Genomic DNA, 22,771 nt, shown 5'->3' on the forward strand with positions numbered 1-22,771 from the left:
CACTGCGCCCAGGCTGAAGTAAATCATGCCGGCGGCCTTCAAGGCACTGCGACTTAGGCATAAGCGCAAGGGCGTGGCAAACTAACGGTTTCCAGCGTGTCGGAACAGTGCTGTGCAGATCGATTTGAACAACCCCGAACAGTTCACCCTTGAGGCCGTGCGCAACCTGCTTGCCGCTGGCAACAACGCGGTGCATAACCAGCTGCGCGTCAACCGCAGCGGTATTGCCTGGTTGTCTCAGGTGGTGGGCGGGCGCGAGTTGGAGGGCTTGGCCTTTCGTCTGGAAACCTGGTCGGCCGGCTCTGGCTGCGTGGGTGAACAGGCTGCGCAGGACGAGCGCTGGGTCATGCAGGTGTTCAACGTGCTCAAGGCCAACTGGCCGAAACCGGTCAGCGACTACATCGACCTGTACTGAGCGACCGCTCACATTGTGCAAAATCCCGTGACGATTGCGTTTTTACCTGGGTGCGCTGGCTCAGGCAGACTTGACGGGTTTTGCAACGAAAAACCAGCGACGCTGTCACATGGACAGCAGTTTTTGTGTATTCAAAGGAGGATTCATGTTCCGTGCATCATTGATGAGCCTGTTGGCGGTTGCCGTTCTGGCAGGTTGCAGCACCGACGGTTCGTCGTCGAAAGCGCCCGAGGCCGCGGCGGCCAACACTGACGGTCGTTGCGAAGCCAGCGGCGCCCAGTTTGCCATTGGCAAGCAGGCCACCCCGGCACTGGTCGAGCAGGCGCGCAAGGCCAGCGGTTCGCAGATGGCCCATGCCCTCGGGCCAAATGATGTCATGACCATGGACTACCGCTCCGAGCGCCTGAACCTGCACACCGATGCCCAAGGCATCGTCAAGAGCGTCAACTGCGGCTGACATCTCCCCCTGCAGGAACTGTCTGTCACCTGGATCAAACTGTGGGAGCTGGCGCTAGCCGGCGATGGCCTGCGCAGCAGGCCCATCTTTTGGGGCCGCGTTGCGCCCCATCGCCGGCTAGCGCCAGCTCCCACAGTTGACCGAGTAACAGCGCAAAACCCAAACCGCAGGCACAAAAAAACCCGTCACATGGACGGGTTTTTTTATTCGGTCAGAGCTTACTCTGGACGAACTTGTGCAGCCTGCATGCCCTTCTGGCCTTTTTCGGCAACGAAGGAAACGGTCTGGCCTTCCTTCAGGCTTTTGAAACCGTCGGTTTCGATAGCCTTGAAGTGAACGAACAGGTCGTCGCCGCCACCTTGTGGAGTGATGAAGCCGAAGCCTTTCTCATCGTTGAACCATTTTACGGTGCCGGTTTGGCGATTAGACATGGGTGTATCTCCAAGAAACATGATTTTCAGTAGTGCGGTGTTGCCGAGGCCAACAGGGTGCACGCCGACCATCATAGTCTAATTATGGGCTTGTAGCCCCTATTACCTTCGCAGATTGCTGATCTGGAGCAAAATAGCGATGGATTACTGGCCCAAAGGCCTATTTTTTCGGGGCGCAGGCGGCTGCAACCTTTTCTTGCGCGCTCTTCATTACCGCCGCATCCACGCCATCCTCAAGGGTATTGAGGTCTTTGATCTGCGCGTCGGTCAGGTTTTTTTCCAACACCTTGCCGGCGCAGCTGCAGTAGCCTTCGGCTTTATCCTTGGTCAGGCCCTGCTTTTGCGCCTGCGTCATACAAGACATCTGATAGTCGGCAGGTAGCTTGGCGGCCGTAGCGCTGAGCGGGATCAACAGGGCAGAAGCTGCCGCCAGGGCCAGTAAAGACTGAAGTCGCATAACCAAACACTCCTTGGGTTGTCGGTTTCTCATCAAGAGTAGGACGCTTCACGCACTCTGACGGGGAAATTTCCGCTCAAGTTCCCCGCAATCGCCACAACGCTTTGTGCTAGCATGCCCAGCTTGAGCTCGCCGCAGCGTTTTTTCTTGCTGCTCGCGGCTTGTAGCTCCCAATACTATTCACCTATTCCAGTCACTCTGGTTCGTTCCCTGGCAGGCTTTCGGGCTTCTGCCACTGTGAGGCAGGCTTTGCGCAGGCAAAGACAGGGGCGGATCGCGTACTGGCTCATCCCAACCCACGTGACCTTTGGTAGGGGTCACCACTAGGAGAGGAGGCGCCATGCCCATCATTACTCTTCCCGATGGCAGTCAACGTTCGTTCGATGACGCCGTAACCGTTGCCCAGGTCGCTGCATCCATTGGCGCAGGCCTGGCCAAGGCCACCGTGGCCGGCAAGGTCGACGGCAAGCTGGTTGACGCCAGCGACCTGATCGATCACGACGCCCGCCTGCAAATCATCACGCCAAAGGACGAAGAGGGGCTGGAGATCATCCGTCACTCGTGCGCTCACTTGGTGGGTCATGCCGTCAAGCAGCTGTACCCGACCGCCAAAATGGTTATCGGTCCGGTCATCGACGAAGGCTTTTACTACGACATCGCCTACGAGCGTCCTTTCACGCCGGACGACATGGCTGCCATCGAGCAGCGCATGCACCAGCTGATCGAGACCGAGTACGACGTGATCAAAAAGGTTACCCCGCGCGCCGAGGTAATCGAAGTGTTCAAGGCCCGTGGCGAAGACTACAAGCTGCGCCTGGTCGAAGACATGCCGGATGAACAGGCCATGGGCCTGTACTACCACGAAGAATACGTCGACATGTGCCGCGGTCCCCACGTGCCGAACACCCGTTTCCTGAAATCCTTCAAGCTTACCAAGCTCTCCGGTGCCTACTGGCGCGGCGATGCCAAGAACGAGCAGCTGCAGCGCGTCTACGGCACCGCCTGGGCCGACAAGAAGCAGCTGGCTGCCTACATTCAGCGCATTGAAGAAGCTGAAAAACGCGATCACCGTAAAATCGGCAAGCGCCTGGGCCTGTTCCACCTCCAGGAAGAAGCGCCGGGCATGGTGTTCTGGCACCCGAACGGCTGGACCCTGTACCAGGTACTCGAGCAGTACATGCGCAAGGTGCAGCGTGAGAACGGCTACCTCGAGATCAAGACGCCGCAGGTTGTTGACCGTTCGTTGTGGGAAAAGTCTGGTCACTGGGCCAACTATGCCGACAACATGTTCACCACCCAGTCGGAAAACCGCGACTACGCCATCAAGCCGATGAACTGCCCGTGCCACGTGCAGGTGTTCAACCAGGGCCTGAAGAGCTACCGCGAGCTGCCGCTGCGTCTGGCCGAGTTCGGTGCCTGCCACCGTAACGAGCCGTCGGGCGCGCTGCACGGCATCATGCGGGTACGTGGCTTTACCCAGGACGACGCGCACATCTTCTGCACCGAAGAGCAGATGCAGTCCGAATCGGCCGCGTTCATCAAGCTGACCATGGATGTCTACGCCGACTTCGGCTTCAAAGACATCGAAATGAAGCTGTCGACCCGTCCTGAAAAGCGTGTGGGCTCCGATGAACTGTGGGATCGCGCCGAAGCCGCACTGGCTTCCGCACTCGATAGCGCCGGCCTGCCGTACGACCTGCAGCCGGGCGAGGGCGCGTTCTACGGTCCGAAGATCGAATTCTCCCTGAAAGATTGCCTGGGTCGTGTGTGGCAGTGTGGTACCCTGCAGCTCGACTTCAACCTGCCGATCCGTCTGGGCGCAGAATTTGTGTCCGAAGACAACGGTCGCAAGCACCCGGTCATGCTGCACCGCGCGATCCTCGGATCGTTCGAGCGTTTCGTCGGAATCCTGATCGAGCACTACGAAGGTGCGTTCCCGGCCTGGCTGGCGCCTACTCAGGCTGTGGTGATGAACATCACCGACAAACAGGCCGAATTTGCTCAACAAGTGGAAAAAACTCTGGCCGAAAGCGGTTTCCGTGCCAAGTCCGACTTGAGAAATGAGAAAATTGGCTTTAAGATCCGCGAGCATACCTTGCTCAAGGTTCCTTATCTCCTGGTTATCGGGGATCGGGAAGTCGAAACGCAAACTGTCGCTGTGCGTACCCGTGAAGGTGCTGACCTGGGCTCGATGCCCGTCGCCCAGTTCGCGGAGCTGCTCGCGCAAGCGGTTTCCCGGCGTGGTCGCCAAGATTCGGAGTAATTACTATTAAGCGTGATATGAGAAACGATAAACGAGCTGTACCGAAAGCCCCGATCAACGAGAATATCTCGGCACGCGAGGTTCGGTTAATTGGCGCTGACGGTGAGCAGTTGGGCATCGTCTCGATCGAAGAAGCGCTTCGTATCGCTGAAGAAGCGAAGCTGGATCTGGTAGAGATCTCTGCTGACGCCGTTCCACCGGTCTGTAAAGTACTGGACTACGGCAAGAGCCTGTTCGAGAAGAAAAAGCAGCAGGCTGCAGCTAAGAAGAACCAGAAAGTAATCCAGATTAAAGAAATCAAGTTTCGTCCAGGGACGGAGGAAGGGGATTACCAGGTAAAACTACGCAACCTGGTACGTTTCCTTACAGATGGGGACAAGACCAAAATCTCTCTGAGATTCCGTGGTCGTGAGATGGCCCACCAGGAGCTGGGTATGGAACTGTTGAAGCGGATCGAAGCTGATCTCGCCGAATACGGGACCGTTGAACAGCATCCGAAGATGGAAGGACGCCAGCTTTTGATGGTCATCGCCCCCAAGAAAAAGAAATAACCACCAGGGCACGGCAGGCCTTGCGGTTATGTTTATCAACTGAATGCGGAGTATCCGAACATGCCAAAAATGAAAACCAAAAGCGGTGCAGCCAAGCGTTTCTTGAAAACGGCTAACGGCATCAAGCACAAGCACGCTTTCAAGAGCCACATCCTGACCAAAATGTCGACCAAGCGTAAGCGTCAACTTCGCGGTAGCAGCATGCTGCACGCGTCGGACGTTGCAAAAGTCGAGCGCATGCTGCGCCTTCGTTAATTTTTGGTTCTAGATAGAGGAAGTTACTCATGGCTCGTGTAAAGCGTGGCGTCATCGCTCGTAAGCGTCACAAGAAAATTCTGAAACTGGCTAAAGGTTACTACGGCGCTCGCTCGCGCGTTTTCCGTGTTGCCAAGCAAGCGGTCATCAAGGCAGGCCAATACGCCTACCGCGACCGTCGTCAGAAAAAACGTCAGTTCCGCGCTCTGTGGATCGCTCGTATCAACGCTGGTGCGCGTATCAACGGTCTGTCTTACAGCCGCCTGATCGCTGGCCTGAAAAAAGCGTCGATCGAAATCGACCGTAAGGTTCTGGCTGATCTGGCAGTGAACGAAAAAGCGGCGTTTGCTGCGATTGTCGAGAAAGCTAAAGCCTCGCTGGCTTAAGTACCCCGACAATCACCCGGCGTCATTTCCGGCGCCAGGTGTTAACGTCTTAATAGGGGAAGAGCCTGCGCTCTTCCCCTATTTTGTATCTGGAGTCTGTACATGGAAAACCTGGACGCGCTGGTCTCCCAAGCCCTGGAGGCCGTGGAACGCGCTGAAGACATCAATGCCCTGGAACAGATCCGGGTTCAATTCCTTGGCAAGAAAGGCGAACTGACCCAGGTGATGAAGACCCTGGGCAACATGCCTGCCGAAGAGCGGCCAAAAGTTGGCGCGCTGATCAACGACGCCAAGGAACGCGTCACCGAGGTGCTCAACGCGCGCAAGGCGGCCTTCGAAGAAGCCGAACTCAGCGCCCGTCTGGCGGCCGAGTGCATTGATGTGACCCTGCCGGGCCGTGGCCAGACCTCCGGTGGTCTGCATCCGATCACCCGTACCCTGGAGCGCATCGAGCAGTTCTTCACCCACATCGGCTACGGCATCGCCGAAGGCCCAGAGGTCGAAGACGACTACCACAACTTCGAAGCCCTCAACATTCCCGGCCACCACCCGGCCCGGGCAATGCATGACACCTTCTACTTCAATGCCAACATGCTGCTGCGTACCCACACCTCGCCGGTGCAGGTGCGGACCATGGAGTCCAGCCAGCCGCCAATCCGCATTGTGTGCCCGGGCCGCGTATACCGCTGCGACTCGGACCTGACCCACTCGCCGATGTTCCACCAGGTCGAAGGCCTGCTGATCGATCGCGACATCAATTTTGCCGACCTCAAAGGCACCATCGAAGAATTCCTGCGGGTGTTCTTCGAAAAGGAACTGGCGGTGCGTTTCCGTCCGTCCTTCTTCCCCTTCACCGAGCCTTCGGCTGAAGTCGACATCCAGTGCGTCATCTGCACCGGCAAAGGTTGCCGTGTGTGCAAGCAGACCGGCTGGCTGGAAGTCATGGGCTGCGGCATGGTTCATCCGAACGTGCTGCGCATGTCGGGCATCGACCCTGAAGAGTTCCAGGGCTTCGCCTTCGGCATGGGTGCCGAGCGCCTGGCCATGCTGCGTTACGGCGTCAACGATTTGCGCCTGTTCTTCGACAACGACTTGCGGTTCCTTGCGCAATTTCGCTAGGTCGCGCACCCGTAACGAATCTTTCAGGAGAGCAGGATGAAATTCAGTGAAAATTGGCTGCGCGGTTGGGTCAACCCGCAGGTATCCCGAGACGAGCTGGTTGCCCGTCTTTCGATGGCCGGCCTTGAAGTCGACAGCGTAACCCCGGCTGCCGGCCAGTTCAGTGGTATCGTCGTCGGTGAGGTGCTGAGCACCGAACAGCACCCGGACGCCGACAAACTGCGCGTGTGCCAGGTCAGCAACGGCAGCGAGACCTTCCAGGTAGTGTGCGGCGCGCCCAACGTGCGCCCCGGCCTGAAGATCCCGTTCGCGATGATCGGCGCCGAACTGCCAGGCGACTTCAAAATCAAGAAAGCCAAGCTGCGTGGCGTTGAGTCCAACGGCATGCTGTGCTCGGCTGCAGAACTGCAGATCAGCGAAGAGAACGACGGCCTGCGGGAACTGGCAGCCGACGCGCCGGTGGGTGAAGACGTTCGCGTCTACCTCGACCTGGACGACGCCAGCATCGAAATCGGCCTGACCCCGAACCGTGGCGACTGCCTGTCGGTGGCGGGCCTGGCACGCGACGTAGGCGCCCTGTACGACGTACCGGTCACCCGCCTGCAGGTGCCGGCCGTTGCTGCCGCCCACGACGAAGTGCGCCCGGTAGAAGTACTGGCCCCGGCCGCTTGCCCGCGTTACCTGGGCCGCGTCATCCGTAACGTCGACCTGTCGCGCCCGACCCCGCTGTGGATGGTCGAGCGCCTGCGTCGCTCCGACGTGCGCAGCATCGACGCTGCCGTCGACATCACCAACTACGTGATGCTCGAGCTGGGCCAGCCGATGCACGCCTTCGATCTCGCCGAGATCAACGGTGGCGTCCGTGTGCGTATGGCCGAGGAGGGCGAGAAGCTCGTCCTGCTCGACGGTCAGGAGGTCGCCCTGCGTAGCGACACCCTGGTCATCGCCGACCACTCCCGCGCCCTGGCCATCGCCGGTGTCATGGGTGGCGAGCACAGCGGTGTTTCCGCCACCACCCGCGACATTTTCCTTGAAAGCGCTTTCTTCGAGCCGATCTCCGTCGCTGGCAAGGCCCGTTCCTACGGCCTGCACACCGATGCCTCGCACCGCTACGAGCGCGGCGTCGACTCGCAGCTGGCCCGCGAAGCCATCGAGCGCGCCACCGGCCTGCTGCTGGACATCGTCGGCGGCGAAGCCGGCCCGGTCATCGACGTCACCAGCGAGGCAGACCTGCCACAGGTAGCGCCGATCACCCTGCGTGCCGAGCGCCTGACCCAGATGCTGGGCATGGAAATGGCCAGCGCCGAAGTCGAACAGCTGCTCAACGGCCTGGGCCTGAAAACCACCGCTGGTGAAGGCCAGTGGCAGGTTGAAGTACCTAGCCATCGCTTCGACATCAGCCTGGAAGTCGACCTGATCGAAGAACTGGCGCGCCTGTACGGCTACAACCGCCTGCCAGTGCGTTACCCGCAAGCGCGCCTGGCCCCGCAGGCCAAGGCCGAAGCCCGTGGCGAACTGCCGGCCCTACGCCGTCTGCTGGTTGCCCGTGGCTACCAGGAAGCGATCACCTACAGCTTCATCGACCCGAAACTGTTCGAGCTGTTCAGCCCTGGCGTAGAGCCGCTGCTGCTGGCCAACCCGATCTCCAGCGACATGGCGGCCATGCGTGCCTCCCTGTGGCCTGGCCTGGTCAAGTCGCTGCAGCACAACCTCAACCGTCAGCAAGACCGCGTGCGCCTGTTCGAAAGCGGCCTGCGCTTTGTCGGCCAGCTGGGCGACCTCAAGCAAGAGCCGATGCTGGCCGGTGTCGTGTGTGGCAGCCGCCTGCCGGAAGGCTGGGCCAACGGCCGTGACACCATCGACTTCTTCGACGTGAAAGCCGACGTAGAGGCCGTACTGGGCTTCTCCGGCTCGCTGGCCGAGTTCAGCTTCGTACCGGGCAAACACCCGGCGCTGCACCCGGGCCAAACCGCACGCATCGAGCGTGACGGTCGCGAAGTCGGCTACCTGGGCGCCATTCACCCGGAGCTGTCCAAAGCCCTGGGCCTGGACCGTCCGGTGTTCGTCTTCGAGCTGGTACTGGGTGAAGTGGCCGATGGCCGCCTGCCGAAGTTCAGCGAGCTGTCGAAATTCCCTGAAGTGCGTCGTGACCTGGCCTTGGTGGCAGGACGTGATGTTGCTTCGAGCTCGGTGCTTGAAGTAATTCGTGACAATGCAGGCGAATGGCTGACAGACCTCAGGCTGTTTGATGTTTATCAGGGTAAAGGCATTGATCCTGATAGAAAAAGCCTCGCCGTAGGCTTGACCTGGCAGCATCCGTCGCGCACTCTTAATGATGAAGAGGTGAATACCGCGACACAAAACATCCTCACCTCGCTCGAACAAAGGTTGAACACCACGTTAAGGAAATAGCGTATGGGTGCTCTGACGAAAGCTGAGATGGCCGAACGGCTGTACGAGGAGCTGGGCCTGAACAAGCGTGAAGCCAAGGAATTGGTTGAGCTGTTCTTTGAGGAAATCAGGCACGCTCTAGAAGACAACGAGCAGGTCAAATTGTCCGGATTCGGCAATTTCGACCTGCGGGACAAACGCCAGCGGCCGGGCCGCAACCCCAAGACGGGGGAAGAGATCCCGATCACGGCGCGTCGAGTCGTCACCTTTCGTCCAGGGCAGAAGTTGAAAGCCCGAGTTGAGGCCTATGCTGGAACCAAGTCATAACGACGAGCTTCCGCCGATTCCAGGCAAACGCTACTTCACCATTGGTGAAGTGAGCGAGCTTTGTGCGGTAAAACCGCATGTGCTCCGCTACTGGGAGCAGGAATTCCCCCAACTCAACCCGGTTAAACGCCGCGGTAACCGACGGTACTATCAGCGCCAGGACGTGCTGATGATCCGCCAGATCCGCGCGCTGCTGTACGACCAGGGCTTCACCATCGGCGGGGCGCGTTTGCGCCTCTCTGGCGATGAAGCCAAGGACGACACCACCCAGTACAAACAGCTGATCCGGCAGATGATTGTCGAGTTGGAAGACGTGTTGGTGGTGCTGAAGAAGTAGCCCTTATCGGGCCCGGAATTTTGGAAAAAATGCTTCCATAATTCAAAAGGTTAGGGTACATTCTTCAACGTTCTCAGCAACTAGGGGAACATGCTTCAAGCCCAGTCGGGGCGTAGCGCAGCCCGGTAGCGCACTTGCATGGGGTGCAAGGGGTCGAGTGTTCGAATCACTCCGTCCCGACCAATAATCCCAATGACTTAGGCCATGTCCGCAAGGAGTGGCCTTTTTCATGTGCGTGACTTTTGCGTGACTTCTCAGTTTTTTACGCCTGCCTCCTCTTCAGGATTGTCAGCACCGGCCCACGCGAGTCCATTGCTGAAACTTTGTTTGCCGCCTCTATCAACTGACCCAACTCAGCGCCAGAATAGTGGCTGGTCACACTTCCGTTCTTGTGACCAAGCAGCGACTTCCGATTCTCCTCTGTCACGCCAGCTGCTTTGAGTCGTCGGCCAAAGGTGTGTTTCAGGTCGTGAATCCTGATGGAAGCGAATCCAGGGTGTGCCGGCCGCAAGTGTTGCTCCTGCCAGAGCTTTGCCGCGCGCACCCTCGCTTTCTTCCAGGCCGAGTCGTTCATCCTGTGCATCCCGGTACCGTTGTAAGGGAAACCCCATTCCTTACTGATGCCACGTTGCTTCTCGATGATCAGGCTGGCGACCTTGTTCAGCACAACCAGGCGCTCGTCCCGGTTCTTCACGCCAGAGTTCTCGTGTCGACCACCAAACTCAGCCGGGATCAGGAACACGCTGGTTCCCAGTTCGGGTACCGAAATCTCCCATTCCCACCTCAGCTTGCAGACTTCCTGCTCTCGACAGACTGTGTTCACTTTGAACAGGGCCATTTTGTGCAGGTGGTCCGGCAACTCCCCGAAGAGTATCGACTGCTCATCCCATGACAATAGGTACCGCCATATAGCGGCTATTCAATAGAGGGGAGAGGGGTTAAATCGGTGTGGAGTACATTTGTACTCCTTGGTCATTCTTGGCGAGATTCAGTGAGTGCGCGCCGGGCGATGCAGCGTGCATCCTCTTGTTTCTCCGAGTTCCCACCAGGCACCCAGCGGACAAACCCGGCTTGGCTTTTCCACTGGTTGTAGATTGCTTCAGCCATGGCCTCGATCAATCGACGATCGTCTTCTGTGGCGCGTGTTTGCTGCCCCTCCCAGAATGCCTTGGCACCCTGGTCAGCCATATCACCGGCGCTGTAGCCGTCGGAGGTTGCTGGGTGACTGTACAGTGGAAAGGCCTTTCTGCCTGCTGTCTCAATTGCTTCCGCATTGTCGAAGGTATTGCCGCTGACTATGTTCAGCCATGCCACCGGCTCGCCCTGGTCGGGCGGCTGGATGAGAAGTGCGTCGATGTCTTTGAGCGAATCCTGGGCGTCCTTGCAGTAGGCTGGGTCGAACCCGCCGCGTAGCCAGATCACCTTCTGACAGGCGTCCAAGTCACGATGGATCTTTTTCAGCTTGCTGGCCGGTACGCTGACCATCTGTTCGGTGTTGCTGGATCGGTTTTCTGTGGGCATGGGGATACCTCGCCGCCATATCGCGGCAATGAATAGAGGGGAAGAGGGGTTACAGCAGAAAGAGTACAGATGTACTCATCAAGCTCAGTAGACAACCAGGTCATAACGAGGTTGTTATTTTTCAGGGGTGATACAAAAATTTAGTTGATTAAAGTAAGCTTTGCGGCTATCAAAATATAGGAGCTGTCATGAATCAAAATAAAGCGCTACGGAAATATGCTGAGAGTTTGATTCTTCGCAATCCTGATTTGAATGTTGTTTCGGATAATGACAGCTATCCTTGGTTTATTCGTGAGTTTCAACGACATTTGCAAGCAAGCGAGGGTAGAAAGGAACTTTTGCTACCTAATCTTCAGGATCGCAATGAAACTATTGCGATTTTTAGTGATTATGGTGGGGAGCATTCGGCAAGTAAATATCACACTTACAGTTTTTTGATTGTTGCTTATAGTCAATTGCAGAGCTTTCAAGACAAGATGCTGGAGCTTAGGCGGCAGTTTGGCTTGGATTCGCCATTTAAAGAAATTGCATATAAGAGACTTGATCATGGCCCTACAAGAAGGATTCTTGAGCCGTATTTGGTGATGGCGCAAAACTTGATAAATGGATTGGTTTTAACGGTGGTGGTTGAAAAAGATATAGAGTCATTATTTGTTGAAGGAAAGCTGAGCCACTCGCAGGTAATGAGTGACGCGCTGGCCCAGATAGGGATGTCCTATTTGAAACCTGCTGTTGCGGAAAAGCTTTTTCGAGTCATCCATTATCTATCCTTCCTTGTCACGCTGCTTTCAAAAGAAGATCAGAAAGTATTTTGGATGACTGATCATGACTCGATTGCAGCAAATCCAGAGCGATTCGCTGATGCCTTATCGTACTTTTGTCGGGTGCTTGGGCATTATTCGGATAAGAGGTATGCCTTGGTCGGAGGGGCCGTTCCTTTTGAAGAAAAGGATAGTAGCTTTCTCGATTTGCTTAGTATTCCCGACCTGGTGGGTGGGGCTATTGAAAACTATTTTACGTCTAAGTCACGATCGCTAGATGACCAGTTTCTCGTAAAGTCGGGTTCGGATGTTATTTTGAAATGGCTCGTGCATCACGGTGTTGGTTTGAAGAAGCATACTATGATGATCTGCAGGGATGATGTTGGTGTAAGGGCTTCAACTTTAAAGTTTGATCTTATGGAGCCATTGACAGATGCCAAATTTATTCCTGTATATGTGTGATTTTTGCGAGTTGTTAACCGTGACGGGTGCCTCCCCACTATCTGGCCGTAGAGTAGATGCGCGGGGTAGCTAACGGAGGTAGGTACCCAGGTCCTGGAATACATGCTCAGCATGAGGATGGTTGGCTGAATACCATTTCACGGCTTCAGGCCAGTGGTTTGCCGCCCAGAGAACCTGGACGCCTGCGGCGCGCGCGCCTGTGCTCCATCCGCCGAGGCCGGCGAACAGGTCGATTGCTGTGGTCATGAGTGATCCTTCGTGGTCGATGTTGGCGAGTAGATCCGCTCGCGATTTATAGGTGTGCGTTACGCATCTCCAAGAGGGAAATTCCCCAAGACCAATGGAGATGCCGATGGCAAGACTGACTAACTGGCTGGAACTGATCGCCGCGATCACCGAGTTGATCAACCAACTCCTCCAGCTCTACCAACTCCTTAGCTAACAAGGAGGGCGGAAGACGAAGGTGGCAATGGGCTCTCTGCGAAGTGTGAGGGCCCATTCCTCGCCGGGGTGGCGTGATTCGTTGAAGTGGGGTATTCCTGGCGCGCAAATGAAGGAGCGCGATATGAATTTGGTGATGCTTGCTGATTACGGGTCGGTCGCTTTTGGTGCCATCTCGGCGTTCTGCTGGCTGGCCGCTGCGATTGTGAAGGTCGACCCACCGGAAAACCTGAGGGGGAAACCGGACGGCGACTACTGGGACGGAATAGTCGTAAATGGAGCTGATCTCATTAAGACATTGCGAGCTCAAGCTCGATGGAACAGTGCTGCTGCAATTGCTGCGGCGATAGGTGCCATCCTTCTTATCGTTTCGAAAACGGCATGAGGGAAGGCGCTGGCGGGCAGCGCCGGAGGGTCAGGCAGTGACTCGCTCGCCGATCACCTTGGTACTGTAGGTGACCTCGAGTTCAGGGTCAGCTCGAAGCCGCCGCCGCATACGTCGCACTCCATCTCCTGGTCCTTGTGGTCTTCCGACTCCAGGTGGGTGGTGGTTGCACAGTGGGGGCACTTGCACTCGTCCTGATACTCGAAGTCCGAGCCGTCGAATTCTGCTTCGGCAAACTTGGCCAGGGCCTCAGCCTTGGCGGCGGCGTCGATGCGGTCTTGGCAAGGCTTACAGGTAAAGCCTTCGGAGTGCCCCCAGGGCGTCTCGGTAAGCTTCGAACGATGGGTCCCGCAGTGGTGACAGGCGTTGTGCTTGTCGCAGACGATGTAGCTCCACTTTCCCGTTGTGCCGTTGCACTTGTTGCAGCCCGAAACCCAGTACCAGGCGCCGTCGATACGCTCGGCGTACAGGCCCTTTTCCGGCGGTTCAAGTTTCACTTCCGGGAGGCCGTTTCGGTGCGGCCGGTCGTGATTCTTGCCGTTCCAGATGTTGGTGTGGCCGGAGCGGGTGCGTTCGATCCATTCGCCAGGTATCTCAGCGATGAGGATCTTGGTGTGCTTGTCCATGGCTTTCTCCGTGCATGCGCCGCCCTCCGTTGCCGGATGCGGCATGGTGGCAATTTGGCTTTAGATCAGCTATTGATATTGGTTTTGCTAAGGATGAAGCGAATTGTCGGAAGAGTTAAACCTCGATATTTATGAGCGTCCGTTACGCAGGGCTAGGCTTGGCTTCTTAATTTGTGGGTGCCTGGCTGTCATCACCCCTATCGCCGCTATTGCCATATGTTTTTGGTACGGCACACCAGTCTCTTGGATTTCTCGATCAGGAGCAGTAAGCACTGGTTTTGCTTTCTTGGCTCTTTTTGCTACGCAGGTGATGAGCGATGTCTTCCAGCCAAACGGATACGTAGGTCAAACCTTTGGAGATTTGCTAGAAAGGTATGGAAATCAAATCAGTTTGTTCAAGAAGTTAGCGGTGCTTCTAGGGCTGGTCGCGACAGGTATATGGGGCTTCGGAGATCTGATGCCTATTGGCCTGGAGGTCTGAAACCTTAATTGCCGGAACTGATTCTTAGGCTCTCTCGGACCCTGAAGTTTTCAAGCTTCCGCGCCACGGCCGGTGACACCGTGATTTCGTGGCGCGGCGGTTCAAGCAGCGGTAGCGCGCCGCCCGGGCCCAGCCCATGCACGTGATGAATCATCAGCGTCATCGCCTCGCCCTGTTCCTCGATACCGGCCCACTTCATCAGCTCCAGCAGGGCCTGCTTAGTACCTGGTCGAACCTTCAAGCGCAGGTCTTCCTCCTGCAACTTGGCTGCTTTCTCTCGGCGACGCTCGTCGCGCTGTGTTTACGTCATCGCCATTCGGCACCCCCTTAAATCCGCTAGGCGGCAAGTGAACCTGTGCCCGGCGCTGGTGGCGCTGCAGGGCCATTCGTTTGAGTTTCATGGGTGAGTTCCATGTCCATGTCGTTGAAGCCTGCAAGCCACCAGGCGCTTTGATGCTGATGGCGCTGAATGGGTTGGCCAGCTTGTTGCTGCCGCGCTGGCGGCATTCCCGACCTTCGTAATAGGTCTGCGGGATATCGTCGCGTTTGCTCATGACTCATCCTCAGATCGGCCCGTCGCAGCGCTTGCCTTTCGCCCTTGGGAAGTCGATGTCGAACGCCTTGATGATCCGCAGGAGCGTCCGGTTGCAGATGGTCATTTGCTTCTGCACCTGGTACCGACTCAGGCCTACGTCCCGTAGCGCGGTGATGCGATCGGCCAGCTTGGCGTCTTCCGAGGCGTCGGTGTAGGGCGAATCACGGCCGCCTTGCACGCCCGGCACGAACTTGAAGTCGCATCGCTGCGACATGGTCCAGAGCGTGTTCTGAATCGCCCCGGGTTTCGTAGACACCTCCAGCCCTTAAAATGAGGCCGCATTGAGGGACCCTCCAAGGGCAGCTAACGAAAGTCGACCAAAATCAGTCTGTACCCAGGTCGATGAGACCGATGGCTTGGCTGTGGCTCGCCCTTACGGCATCCGCTGCTGCTGAACGGCGGTTATTAAAAATCTGGCTATACTTCCAAGCATGTGAAAAAAGTCTTGGTTAACTTTAATGACTATCAGGACATAGGTGATGAACCCAGCAGCAGCAATCTACACCTGCTTAGTAAAATGGTTGGACTACGATGGGCGTGCTAGCCGATCTGAGTTTTGGTTTTGGATTGCCTTCCTTTTCATATTGTTCGGGCTGGGAGAGATACTACGTCCGTTTAAGTTGCTTCTTGCGCTAATGATATTCCCAACGTTGGCCGTTAGCATAAGACGAATGCACGATATAAATTACAGTCCGTGGTGGTTCCTGTTGTTGATAATACCTGTATTCGGATTGTTTACATTGGCGGTTATTCATATGAAGCCTGGAACTGTTGGGGATAATAAATACGGGGTGCCGCCATGAGGCTGTAGCGCGATCTGCTTGAAAATAAGAGTTGGTTAAGTTGGTTAAGTTGGTTAAGTTGGTTAAGTTGGTTAAAATGTTTAAATATGCTGGATTTGTTTGATTTGGTAGTTTATATCGTTCTCCATTGGTCGATGTTGCTTGTAATGCATGAGGCTAGGAATGGGTACTGAATCGGCAGCAGCTGAGAAAAGTGTGGGTCTTTGCTCATCTGAAGTTGTTATATTAATTCATGGTACATTTGCGCGAGACGCCAGTTGGATCGATGATGATGGTGTGTTAGCAGCAACCATTCGCGAAAAATCTAAAGATATTCAAGTAATTCCCTTTCGATGGTCGGGTATTAACTCACCTACCGCTCGGATCAAGGCGGGTTATGATCTTGCTGCTGTTGGAGAGAAACTCAATAAACAAGGGTGTCGTAAAATCTTTCTTGTGGCTCATAGTCACGGAGGTAATGTCGCACTGTATTCACTTCGAAATCTACAAATGCTTAAGATGGTTTCGGGGATCTGGTTTCTCGGCACTCCATTCCTCACGATTTTCAATCGATCAGTTGAAAAGTTCTCAGCAATTTTTACACAAACGCTATCTTGGTTATTACTATTCCCTGTTTTTTTGCCATTCGGCATGATGGGGCTAATGGATTTGATTGGGTCAATTTTTGGTCCGCTAGCGTTCGCATTTATGTTGTTTGTGGGCAACCAAGTGCTAGTGATTAGTTACTTAATAATTCGGCCGCGTCTTCGGAGCGCGTTGCATCGGCAACTTACCGCAATTTTACAACGGCTTCAACAAAACACGAGGGAACGCCTCGGGCAACCGGAACCTAAATGCCCATCTGTTATAGCATTTGTGCGTTGGGATGAGGCGGGCTTCTTATTGAGAGCTATCGACAGTATGGCGCAAGCGCCGTGGAGCTTGTACGGAATTGCAGTGCAGACTGTGGGTTTTTTTGCAGTCTGGTGCATAGTAACTATGTCTGTAAGAGATTATATTTATGGCGATACCATATCAAACTTGAATGCAGACCAGCTGTTGCTCTCTGCACCTTTATGGGTCTCGTTTATTGTTTTGGTTGCGCCGCTGGTGGTAGCGCCGCTAGTTTCCGTTATCCGAGGCTCACGTTTGGCATTTGGTTTTGAGGGGGTAATTAGTGCTGCCACACTACGAATCAAACCTGTGGCTATTCCTTTGTGGGCGAATTCTCAGAATCATCAACAAATAGGGTGTTTACCTCCAAAAAATTTACGAGGTCTTCGTCATTCGATGTTTTACGCTGATGATGGCCTAATTACGGCATGTGCTGAATGGATTGCGGCGAATCGGAGTTTCCCCTTCAGCGAAATCCAGAATTCATCTAGCTCACAGGAATCTACCGAGCGGACAGGTGTAGGGCGTAAAAATTTGGTATTTTGTTTGGTGGCAGCCGTTATGCTGGGGGCGGATTTATGGCTTAACTCTCAAGAAGTAAAAAAAATGTCAGAGCCAGTCTTCGATATAGAGCAGCCTTACATTTGGTTTGACGTGAATCAGACATCATTAACAACCGTGGAGATAAACGAGGTTATAAATGGTTCAGGTGCAATTGGCTATCTCAGTCCGAAGCCGTTGACTCTGGATCCAGAAATAAAATTGCCGCCGGGTGCTGAGTGCGTCGTTATAGGCAGTTTTTCATTTGGGAATTGGGATAGTACGGTGAACGTTAGCTTGCATAATTATAATGCTCCTGATTTTAGTTATTCTAGTCGTGACTTTAATCTGCCTAATAGAGTAAAACCTAATAAAATTTTCGTTGAAGACAATCTCCATCGTGAGATAGTGGAATGGTACAGCGCACATGGCGCCAGCGTAACTTTGATGCGTAATGTACGAAATGAATTTTATCTTCCTGCTGGCCTCTTTATTAATCTTTGGAATCATGGTCATGACCCCGTTCGAATAATTGGAACATTTAGTTTCGAATGCAAGGGGGATTAATTGTCACAGGCTTCAGCGCATTTTGATGCGATATCAAGTGGCAGATTCCCACGGTCGTTATGAAGGATTATGTGTCGATGCGAGTTTATTAGGTCGTCGTAGCTTACTTTCATCGATACACGCTTAACCAGGCCGGTCGGTTGGCACACATTTTTGACCGATTGTGGTCGAATATTGCCGTTGGCAAGCCCTCATGTTTTCGATTCGAAGTTAGGGATTGATTCATTTTGTCGCAACGAGTGCAGTATGACCCTGAAAGAACAGATGAAGGCGGGAGAGTCAAGCTGTTGATGCGATGAGCGGCTACCATGAGGCGGGCAATTTTTGGCACCTGCTCCCATCTGGCCAGGTGCAGGTCCTGATAGACGTGCTCAGTTTTTTAGTGGTTGGCTGCGTGTCATTTCACGGCCTCAGGCCAGTGGTTTGCCGCCCAGAGAACCTGGACGCCAGCGGCGCGCGCGCCGGTGTTCCATCCGCCGAGATCGGCGAGTAGGTCAATTGCTGGACATGGGTTATCTCGTTGAAACTGGGATCGAGATCTAAAATAAAGAGTTAAGCGAACGGCACCGGATCGCTTTTGGTATTTGCAACTTTTCCTGTCAGGTGCAGCGGGCTTCTAGATCAGTCAAATATAGGAGGCTGCCATGCCAGAGGTAATATGTGACGAATGTCATGGGCGATGCGTGAAACCGACTCCAAGGGGGGATGTTGAGTGTCCTCGCTGCTTCGGGCATGGAACGCGGTGGGTCGCTGATCTTAATATTGGTGGCGGTGGCGGTGGCGGTGGCGGTGGCGGTGGTAGCGGAGGCTTACTCTCTAGCAATCACGCATTTTCTGCGCTGCTTGGACTGATCGTTGCGGGCTATGTGTGTTGGCAGATGTACGTCGCTGGGGTTCTGGGAAATGACTGGTACGTCATTGCTCCCATCGCGGCAGGATGCGCAACAACTTGGCTGCTGACGCGCCTGGACTGGTTATGTACTGTTCTGAGGCAGATTGTGAGATTTGCGTTTCTCGGTGTCTTTTTATTTGCGGCCTACTATTTTTTCAAAACGGTAACAGGTCAATAGCCTCTGTCCACCTATGAGCGTCCTCACAAGTATTCGTTATCGCTAAATAGGGGAAGGCGCTGGTTGGCAGCACTTTGCGGACCCTGAAAAGGAAGTTGGTCAAGCAGTGAAGCTATAGTTCTAAGGTTCGCTATCACTCAGGTAGGGAGAGCACGAATGCGGCCTTTGCTGGTTTCAATGATTGCACTGCTCATTACCGGGTGTGCTGAGCTGACATCGCCACCTACATTTTCAGATGTAGTGCCAATGGGGCTCGACACCTACATGATCACGAAACAAGACAAATTCAGCACCTCTGGTAGTGCCGTTAAAGCTGATCTTTATCGGAGAGCTAATGCCTTTTGCGAGTCCAAAGGAAAGCAGCTAATGCCGGTGAATGAGAGATCAAAGGACGGTATCTCAGGCTACGCCACCTCGGTCAGTAGCATCCCCGCGAATGCAGAATTACAGTTCCGTTGCCTTGATTCAGGCGACCCCGAGTTAGTTCGCCCGACAATGCAGTCTGTACCTGGCGTGCAAATCAACACCGAGTAAGCGCCGCCCTCCGAGGCCGGATGCGGCATGGTGGCAATTTGGTAGTGGATGGGGTATTACAGGCGATTAATCGGCAAAGGGCACAGATTCATGAAGCAGGTATTCGCATTGGCTAAGCAAAAACCACGCTGGATTCCAAACGAAGGCTACTGGCGAATCTTGCAAATCGTTCGCCTAGCGGCATTCGTCCCGCTGGCACTGTTCGGCCTGGCCTGCATTGTTGCCGGTTTAACGGAGCTAACGGAGCATTACAGTAGTCGTAAGGACTTGTTCGCAATGGGCCTGCTATTTCTGGCGGCGAGTATGTTGGCCTTTGTGGCAGTGCATGGCACCGCCTGGATGATTGTCTGGGTAATCGAGGGCTTTTCAGAGTAGAGGAAAGGCTAGTGCTCTGCTTAATGGTCGACGCATATACGTAGTTCTTCACGCGCCCGGAAACTCTCAAGCTTCCGCGCCACAGACGGTGATACCGTGATTTCGTGGCGCGGCGGTTCAAGCAGCGGAAGCGTGCCGGCGGAGCCAAGCCCATGCAAATGATGAATCATCAGCGTCATCGCCTCGCCCTGTTCCTCAATACCGGCAACCTGCTTAGTCTCCGGTCGAAACTTCAAGCGCAGATGTTCTTCCTGCAGCTTGTCTGCCTTTCGCGGCTTCGCATTTGACCTTAAGCGCTATGACTCATTCACCATTCTGGATTCTTATCCGAACTGGAAAATTTCCCCTATGAAAAATTAAATCGCTTCCGATGCTCCTCAAGATAACGTCGATTGCCTTCGCTCAAAGTAAGAATCGATGTGTACTGATCCAGCCCTAGGATTTTTTGCTCCTCTGCTGCCAAGTCGTCACTGACCAGCAGTTGCCCATTCTCACCAAAAGAAATCAACCCGCAGTCAAAAAGTCGATCAATGTGGGTGGCCAGCAGCAATCCATTGTCTGTATCCAGACGGGCGTGGTTGTCGGCTAAGGCCCACGCGTGAATGTGCGACGCGACTAACAGATTGGGATTTTTCAGCCCGGTCAACGCACACTTTTTCTCCCAGCGTTTGAACAGCCCTGTTCGAAATGCGCCTTGGCCAACTCGAGCCTTTACGAGCGTTTCTCGAGTTGTAGCGGAAGGAGTGTCTCCCGGCGATCCAGCATCAATGAGCAGGTCTTCGTAGTCAGCAATAACTTCGGCTTGCTCCAACAAGTACAGTGCGGCATCAGCAGGCACCTGCGCCATGTAGATCTGATTAACACTGCCTTTGCTGTTGAACAAAGCGGGCTCTGTGCGGAGGTCGAATTGCGCTTGATAGGTTGGTGCAATGTCGCTGCTGCGTATCGGGTGCTTGAGGTTGGTGAGTGTAATGTCGACACGGTACCCTTCGTTTTTCCACTCGTTGAACGAGCGGGTAGGGGGGCGCTCTGCGCGATACGCATTTCGCTCGGCCTTTGCAATGGCACGCAGGTAGTTGTCGTGGTAGCAGAAGATCAAGTCTCCAGCTTCAACCTTACCAACGTTGTCCCAATGACGGCGGGTTGTTTCCTTACCTGTTTGTGAACGCGAGCTCAGCGGGGCCCAGAGAAATTTTCCTTCTTTCACTTCCTTGTGAGTCGTACCCAGGTTTACCCAGAAAAACTGCATCTCGTGTCCCTAAATTCGTGGCCTATTGCCAGCGAAGATAGCGCGAGATCCTACAAAACTGAAGGGCTATTCCTACGTCAAGTTGTTCGTGTTCTTGCAGCGCAGGAACCAGTACCCGCCACATTGCATGGTGATGGGCCTTCAGTCTCGTTTGTCGACGGATTTGCAATCCGTGACATGCGAATTTTCAGAATTTCCCGATACCCTGTAGTCCATTTCCGAATCATACTCCCGCGGCTTTCAAGCCATTGCGGTGCTTCCGATAGCGCTCTAGTCTCCCCCAGTCGTTGCTAATGCAACGACCGGTTGTGACAGGCCGAATTCAAAGCTAACTCCGCATGTGCTCGCGTTATGGCGGCTGTACATGGGGCACCTTCGTGTGCGCCGGGTTTCCTTTGCTTTCTCGGTCTGTCAACCCATGTATGGCCGCCACCTTTTGTTTGACAGCAGGTGTGTGGTGGCTCCCTAAAGCAAAGGAGCTCGCTATGTTAAAAATCGTCCCAGACCCACCGCATTACCCCAACCAATCCCTCGAAGATATCCTCGTCCAGATCTCCGAATACCTGGTCTGCGCCCTGACCGTGGCACAGCAGACCGTCCTGCTTCATTCCTCTTCCTCAGGCCAGGTGCTGACGTTGTCGACGATGCATGAAATCGACAATGCGCGGGCGTTGGTTGAGGTGGCGTTGAGCAAGGTGCAGGCGTTGCACTGATTGGGTGGCAAGTTATGGCGGGTTGTTCGTGGTTGGGGGCTTGGCGAGAGCTATGCGCTCGATCGCGGATGAATCCGCTCCTACAGGGATTGGTGTTGGCCGTAGCTTTGGTGCTGGCCGGGAGGTTGGGATGGGTGAGAATTTTCGGGTGGGCGGTGTTTCGGGGTTCAAGACGTCTGGCGTCGGCACATTCGGTGAAGGCGAGGGCGGGGCAGGTGCTGTGCGGTTGTTTCGTGTTGAGGCCGGGCACAGTGCGGGCTATGTGCTGGAGCAGGCGTCAGTGCTGATCGACTGTGTGCACAAGCTGACCTTGCAGGCCGGTATTGAGCAGGACGGTACGTCCGCATGGGCCGCTCACTATTTGGCGGGGATGGCCAAGGCGCTGGTCGAGGATCTGGCGTTTGGGCTGCCGGCAAAACAGTAAGACGGTTACGGTGGTGGTGGAGGCGTTTTATAGCGGCTCCAGCACTGCAGTTGAACACCGCATACTAAAAATGAAGGGGAGCGTTAATGCCGATTTTATATTCTGGAAAAATAACTGCACCGGTGGTCCGGTATAAACCTTATTCAAATTCATGACGCGCATACTCCAGTCAGCTCAGAGCTTCTGGGCAATTGAGAGGTAAGTATGACCAGTGAAAAGAATGGAAAAGGAACTGTTCCTCCAGGCACTGAAAAACAGGATGAGAAGGAGCTCTCATCAGGTGCCAAAGGCCATCAATCACAATACCAACCTGACGAGCAGGACGATAACCTCGGCTACACGCCTGATGAAACTGAAACGACGCGTGAACCTGACCGCATCACTTACATCGCTGCCTCAAACGCAGAACGATTCAGTTTCGAGAGGGCGCCATCGCCCAAGCGGCGCGATCGGTAGTCTACCAAGCCATGACTTACTGTTTTAAGTTCACGGCAACGTTAAAGGGTCCTGTGCTCTAACGTTATGAAAGCCCGGCCATTGTGTCGGGCTTTTTCGTCATGGCGACCGTCAACGTACGGCGCGGTCGCCTCAGTGGGTCAACACGTACGCAGGGGCATGAAGAGCTCGTCAGGGTTACGTGACTCCATGTTCATCTTTGCGCATACGGCATCTGCCGTCGCCTTGACGGGGTAGCTTGGCTTGAGGCGAAGCTTCTCCTGGTTGTCGTAGATGTCGTAGCCGCCCGGCACGGTGTTGGCGTAGAAGCGGGCGCCTGATCGGAAAGAGGTTTCTTCGATGGGAACGGCCGGCACAGTGACGAATCGCTTCTGCATTTTTCGTACCTCCCCAGGCAGATATAGACTTTAGTAGTAGTCACCTGCTTTGAAGGTCGCAAGCGAGCACTCACCGAGGCGACCGGTGGCATCGAGTGCCATTGCCTCGATTGATCGAAGCCCTAGGTG

General features: G+C 54.8%; 30 protein-coding genes, 1 tRNA gene and 3 pseudogenes. 21 read left to right on the top strand and 13 right to left on the bottom strand.

What is annotated here, in order from left to right; translation table 11 throughout:
* Positions 1–112: 112 nt before the first annotated feature.
* The gene (locus tag I5S59_RS00230) at positions 113–415 is read left to right on the top strand and encodes a hypothetical protein (protein WP_197874858.1); all 303 of its coding nucleotides are present in this window, start codon (positions 113–115) and stop codon (positions 413–415) included.
* Positions 416–560: 145 nt separating this feature from the next.
* Entirely contained in the window at positions 561–872 is a 312-nt protein-coding gene (locus I5S59_RS00235) for an I78 family peptidase inhibitor (RefSeq protein WP_197874859.1), read from the top strand.
* A 218-nt stretch (positions 873–1,090) separates the two neighbouring features.
* Here I5S59_RS00235 and I5S59_RS00240 read toward each other — a convergent pair whose 3' ends face one another.
* Together I5S59_RS00240 and I5S59_RS00245 are read right to left on the bottom strand one after the other, a co-directional pair.
* A complete protein-coding gene (locus tag I5S59_RS00240) occupies positions 1,091–1,303 on the bottom strand; it encodes a cold-shock protein (RefSeq protein WP_007956027.1) in 213 nt (70 codons plus the stop codon).
* A gap of 160 nt (positions 1,304–1,463) precedes the next feature.
* Complete coding sequence (locus I5S59_RS00245) at positions 1,464–1,793, bottom strand: hypothetical protein (RefSeq protein WP_232239502.1); 330 nt, start codon at positions 1,791–1,793, stop codon at positions 1,464–1,466.
* A gap of 307 nt (positions 1,794–2,100) precedes the next feature.
* On the opposite strand from I5S59_RS00245, the gene thrS reads away from it, so the two are divergent.
* The 9 genes from thrS (at position 2,101) to I5S59_RS00290 (ending at position 9,572) form a co-directional block, all read left to right on the top strand.
* Positions 2,101–4,023 (top strand): threonine--tRNA ligase, encoded by a 1,923-nt coding sequence (thrS, locus tag I5S59_RS00250; RefSeq protein ID WP_128324858.1) that lies wholly within the window; start codon positions 2,101–2,103, stop codon positions 4,021–4,023.
* On the top strand, positions 4,023–4,574 hold the full coding sequence (gene infC, locus I5S59_RS00255) for a translation initiation factor IF-3 (protein ID WP_197875203.1): 552 nt from the start codon (positions 4,023–4,025) through the stop codon (positions 4,572–4,574). The genes thrS and infC overlap by 1 nt, the downstream gene beginning before the upstream one ends.
* 60 nt (positions 4,575–4,634) lie before the next feature.
* A complete protein-coding gene (gene rpmI / locus I5S59_RS00260; protein ID WP_197874860.1) occupies positions 4,635–4,829 on the top strand; it encodes a 50S ribosomal protein L35 in 195 nt (64 codons plus the stop codon).
* Between the two features lie 29 nt (positions 4,830–4,858).
* On the top strand, positions 4,859–5,215 hold the full coding sequence (gene rplT / locus I5S59_RS00265) for a 50S ribosomal protein L20 (RefSeq protein ID WP_010222414.1): 357 nt from the start codon (positions 4,859–4,861) through the stop codon (positions 5,213–5,215).
* Between the two features lie 102 nt (positions 5,216–5,317).
* Complete coding sequence (gene pheS / locus I5S59_RS00270; RefSeq protein WP_128324860.1) at positions 5,318–6,334, top strand: phenylalanine--tRNA ligase subunit alpha; 1,017 nt, start codon at positions 5,318–5,320, stop codon at positions 6,332–6,334.
* A gap of 36 nt (positions 6,335–6,370) precedes the next feature.
* Positions 6,371–8,746, top strand: coding sequence for a phenylalanine--tRNA ligase subunit beta (pheT, locus tag I5S59_RS00275; RefSeq protein ID WP_197874861.1), 2,376 nt, complete (start codon positions 6,371–6,373; stop codon positions 8,744–8,746).
* Between the two features lie 3 nt (positions 8,747–8,749).
* Positions 8,750–9,052 (top strand): integration host factor subunit alpha, encoded by a 303-nt coding sequence (gene ihfA, locus I5S59_RS00280; protein WP_002553164.1) that lies wholly within the window; start codon positions 8,750–8,752, stop codon positions 9,050–9,052.
* Positions 9,033–9,389 (top strand): MerR family transcriptional regulator, encoded by a 357-nt coding sequence (locus tag I5S59_RS00285; RefSeq protein ID WP_010222411.1) that lies wholly within the window; start codon positions 9,033–9,035, stop codon positions 9,387–9,389. Before ihfA ends, I5S59_RS00285 begins: the two co-directional genes overlap by 20 nt.
* Before the next feature lie 106 nt (positions 9,390–9,495).
* Positions 9,496–9,572, top strand: a tRNA-Pro gene (locus I5S59_RS00290).
* A gap of 79 nt (positions 9,573–9,651) precedes the next feature.
* Here the strand turns inward: I5S59_RS00290 and I5S59_RS00295 are convergent.
* Positions 9,652–10,290 (bottom strand): annotated as a pseudogene (locus tag I5S59_RS00295) (tyrosine-type recombinase/integrase); the annotation flags it as partial.
* A gap of 71 nt (positions 10,291–10,361) precedes the next feature.
* Positions 10,362–10,910 (bottom strand): hypothetical protein, encoded by a 549-nt coding sequence (locus tag I5S59_RS00300; RefSeq protein ID WP_197874862.1) that lies wholly within the window; start codon positions 10,908–10,910, stop codon positions 10,362–10,364.
* A 188-nt stretch (positions 10,911–11,098) separates the two neighbouring features.
* On the opposite strand from I5S59_RS00300, the gene I5S59_RS00305 reads away from it, so the two are divergent.
* Positions 11,099–12,133 (top strand): hypothetical protein, encoded by a 1,035-nt coding sequence (locus I5S59_RS00305; RefSeq protein WP_197874863.1) that lies wholly within the window; start codon positions 11,099–11,101, stop codon positions 12,131–12,133.
* 87 nt (positions 12,134–12,220) lie between these two features.
* Here I5S59_RS00305 and I5S59_RS00310 read toward each other — a convergent pair.
* Positions 12,221–12,379 (bottom strand): annotated as a pseudogene (locus I5S59_RS00310) (DNA cytosine methyltransferase); the annotation flags it as partial.
* 319 nt (positions 12,380–12,698) lie between these two features.
* Between I5S59_RS00310 and I5S59_RS00315 the strand changes: the two are divergent.
* Positions 12,699–12,959, top strand: a complete 261-nt coding sequence (locus I5S59_RS00315) for a hypothetical protein (protein ID WP_128324680.1) — start codon at positions 12,699–12,701, stop codon at positions 12,957–12,959.
* 53 nt (positions 12,960–13,012) lie between these two features.
* On the opposite strand, the gene I5S59_RS00320 is transcribed toward I5S59_RS00315, so the two are convergent.
* Positions 13,013–13,585 (bottom strand): hypothetical protein, encoded by a 573-nt coding sequence (locus I5S59_RS00320; protein ID WP_232239503.1) that lies wholly within the window; start codon positions 13,583–13,585, stop codon positions 13,013–13,015.
* 103 nt (positions 13,586–13,688) lie between these two features.
* Between I5S59_RS00320 and I5S59_RS00325 the strand changes: the two genes are divergently transcribed.
* A complete protein-coding gene (locus I5S59_RS00325; RefSeq protein ID WP_128324682.1) occupies positions 13,689–14,066 on the top strand; it encodes a hypothetical protein in 378 nt (125 codons plus the stop codon).
* 4 nt (positions 14,067–14,070) lie between these two features.
* Here I5S59_RS00325 and I5S59_RS00330 read toward each other — a convergent pair whose 3' ends face one another.
* The 3 genes from I5S59_RS00330 to I5S59_RS00340 are packed head-to-tail and all read right to left on the bottom strand — an operon-like array spanning position 14,071 to position 14,917.
* Complete coding sequence (locus I5S59_RS00330; protein ID WP_232239504.1) at positions 14,071–14,328, bottom strand: hypothetical protein; 258 nt, start codon at positions 14,326–14,328, stop codon at positions 14,071–14,073.
* Positions 14,285–14,620: a hypothetical protein gene (locus I5S59_RS00335; RefSeq protein ID WP_197875216.1), complete on the bottom strand. Its 336-nt coding sequence runs from the start codon at positions 14,618–14,620 to the stop codon at positions 14,285–14,287. The genes I5S59_RS00330 and I5S59_RS00335 overlap by 44 nt, the downstream gene beginning before the upstream one ends.
* 9 nt (positions 14,621–14,629) lie before the next feature.
* Positions 14,630–14,917 carry a hypothetical protein gene (locus I5S59_RS00340; RefSeq protein ID WP_197874864.1) on the bottom strand — a complete coding sequence of 96 codons (288 nt, stop codon included), beginning with the start codon at positions 14,915–14,917 and terminating at the stop codon, positions 14,630–14,632.
* A gap of 379 nt (positions 14,918–15,296) precedes the next feature.
* Between I5S59_RS00340 and I5S59_RS26610 the strand changes: the two genes are divergently transcribed.
* Both I5S59_RS26610 and I5S59_RS00350 read left to right on the top strand, forming a co-directional pair.
* Complete coding sequence (locus tag I5S59_RS26610) at positions 15,297–15,464, top strand: DUF805 domain-containing protein (RefSeq protein ID WP_420066429.1); 168 nt, start codon at positions 15,297–15,299, stop codon at positions 15,462–15,464.
* A 162-nt stretch (positions 15,465–15,626) separates the two neighbouring features.
* Positions 15,627–17,444, top strand: coding sequence for an esterase/lipase family protein (locus tag I5S59_RS00350; protein WP_197874866.1), 1,818 nt, complete (start codon positions 15,627–15,629; stop codon positions 17,442–17,444).
* Positions 17,445–17,826: 382 nt separating this feature from the next.
* Here I5S59_RS00350 and I5S59_RS26380 read toward each other — a convergent pair.
* Positions 17,827–17,943: pseudogene (locus I5S59_RS26380) on the bottom strand (DNA cytosine methyltransferase); the annotation flags it as partial.
* 727 nt (positions 17,944–18,670) lie between these two features.
* Between I5S59_RS26380 and I5S59_RS00355 the strand changes: the two are divergent.
* Positions 18,671–19,048 carry a hypothetical protein gene (locus tag I5S59_RS00355; protein WP_197874867.1) on the top strand — a complete coding sequence of 126 codons (378 nt, stop codon included), beginning with the start codon at positions 18,671–18,673 and terminating at the stop codon, positions 19,046–19,048.
* 90 nt (positions 19,049–19,138) lie between these two features.
* The gene (locus I5S59_RS00360; RefSeq protein WP_197874868.1) at positions 19,139–19,423 is read left to right on the top strand and encodes a hypothetical protein; all 285 of its coding nucleotides are present in this window, start codon (positions 19,139–19,141) and stop codon (positions 19,421–19,423) included.
* A 20-nt stretch (positions 19,424–19,443) separates the two neighbouring features.
* On the opposite strand, the gene I5S59_RS00365 is transcribed toward I5S59_RS00360, so the two are convergent.
* Positions 19,444–19,659: a hypothetical protein gene (locus I5S59_RS00365; protein WP_420066426.1), complete on the bottom strand. Its 216-nt coding sequence runs from the start codon at positions 19,657–19,659 to the stop codon at positions 19,444–19,446.
* 110 nt (positions 19,660–19,769) lie between these two features.
* Positions 19,770–20,672, bottom strand: coding sequence for an HNH endonuclease (locus I5S59_RS00370; RefSeq protein ID WP_197874869.1), 903 nt, complete (start codon positions 20,670–20,672; stop codon positions 19,770–19,772).
* Positions 20,673–21,157: 485 nt separating this feature from the next.
* Here I5S59_RS00370 and I5S59_RS00375 point away from each other — a divergent pair, with 485 nt between their 5' ends.
* From I5S59_RS00375 to I5S59_RS00385, 3 genes are all read left to right on the top strand, one after another.
* Positions 21,158–21,385 carry a hypothetical protein gene (locus I5S59_RS00375; protein WP_197874870.1) on the top strand — a complete coding sequence of 76 codons (228 nt, stop codon included), beginning with the start codon at positions 21,158–21,160 and terminating at the stop codon, positions 21,383–21,385.
* Between the two features lie 130 nt (positions 21,386–21,515).
* Positions 21,516–21,809: a DUF3077 domain-containing protein gene (locus tag I5S59_RS00380; RefSeq protein WP_197874871.1), complete on the top strand. Its 294-nt coding sequence runs from the start codon at positions 21,516–21,518 to the stop codon at positions 21,807–21,809.
* 204 nt (positions 21,810–22,013) lie between these two features.
* Positions 22,014–22,265, top strand: a complete 252-nt coding sequence (locus I5S59_RS00385; RefSeq protein ID WP_197874872.1) for a hypothetical protein — start codon at positions 22,014–22,016, stop codon at positions 22,263–22,265.
* Positions 22,266–22,405: 140 nt separating this feature from the next.
* Here I5S59_RS00385 and I5S59_RS00390 read toward each other — a convergent pair whose 3' ends face one another.
* Positions 22,406–22,642: a hypothetical protein gene (locus I5S59_RS00390; RefSeq protein ID WP_197874873.1), complete on the bottom strand. Its 237-nt coding sequence runs from the start codon at positions 22,640–22,642 to the stop codon at positions 22,406–22,408.
* Between the last annotated feature and the right edge of the window lie 129 nt (positions 22,643–22,771).

It is taken from the genome of Pseudomonas alkylphenolica (assembly GCF_016009175.1).
GTDB classification, from domain to species: domain Bacteria; phylum Pseudomonadota; class Gammaproteobacteria; order Pseudomonadales; family Pseudomonadaceae; genus Aquipseudomonas; species Aquipseudomonas alkylphenolica_B.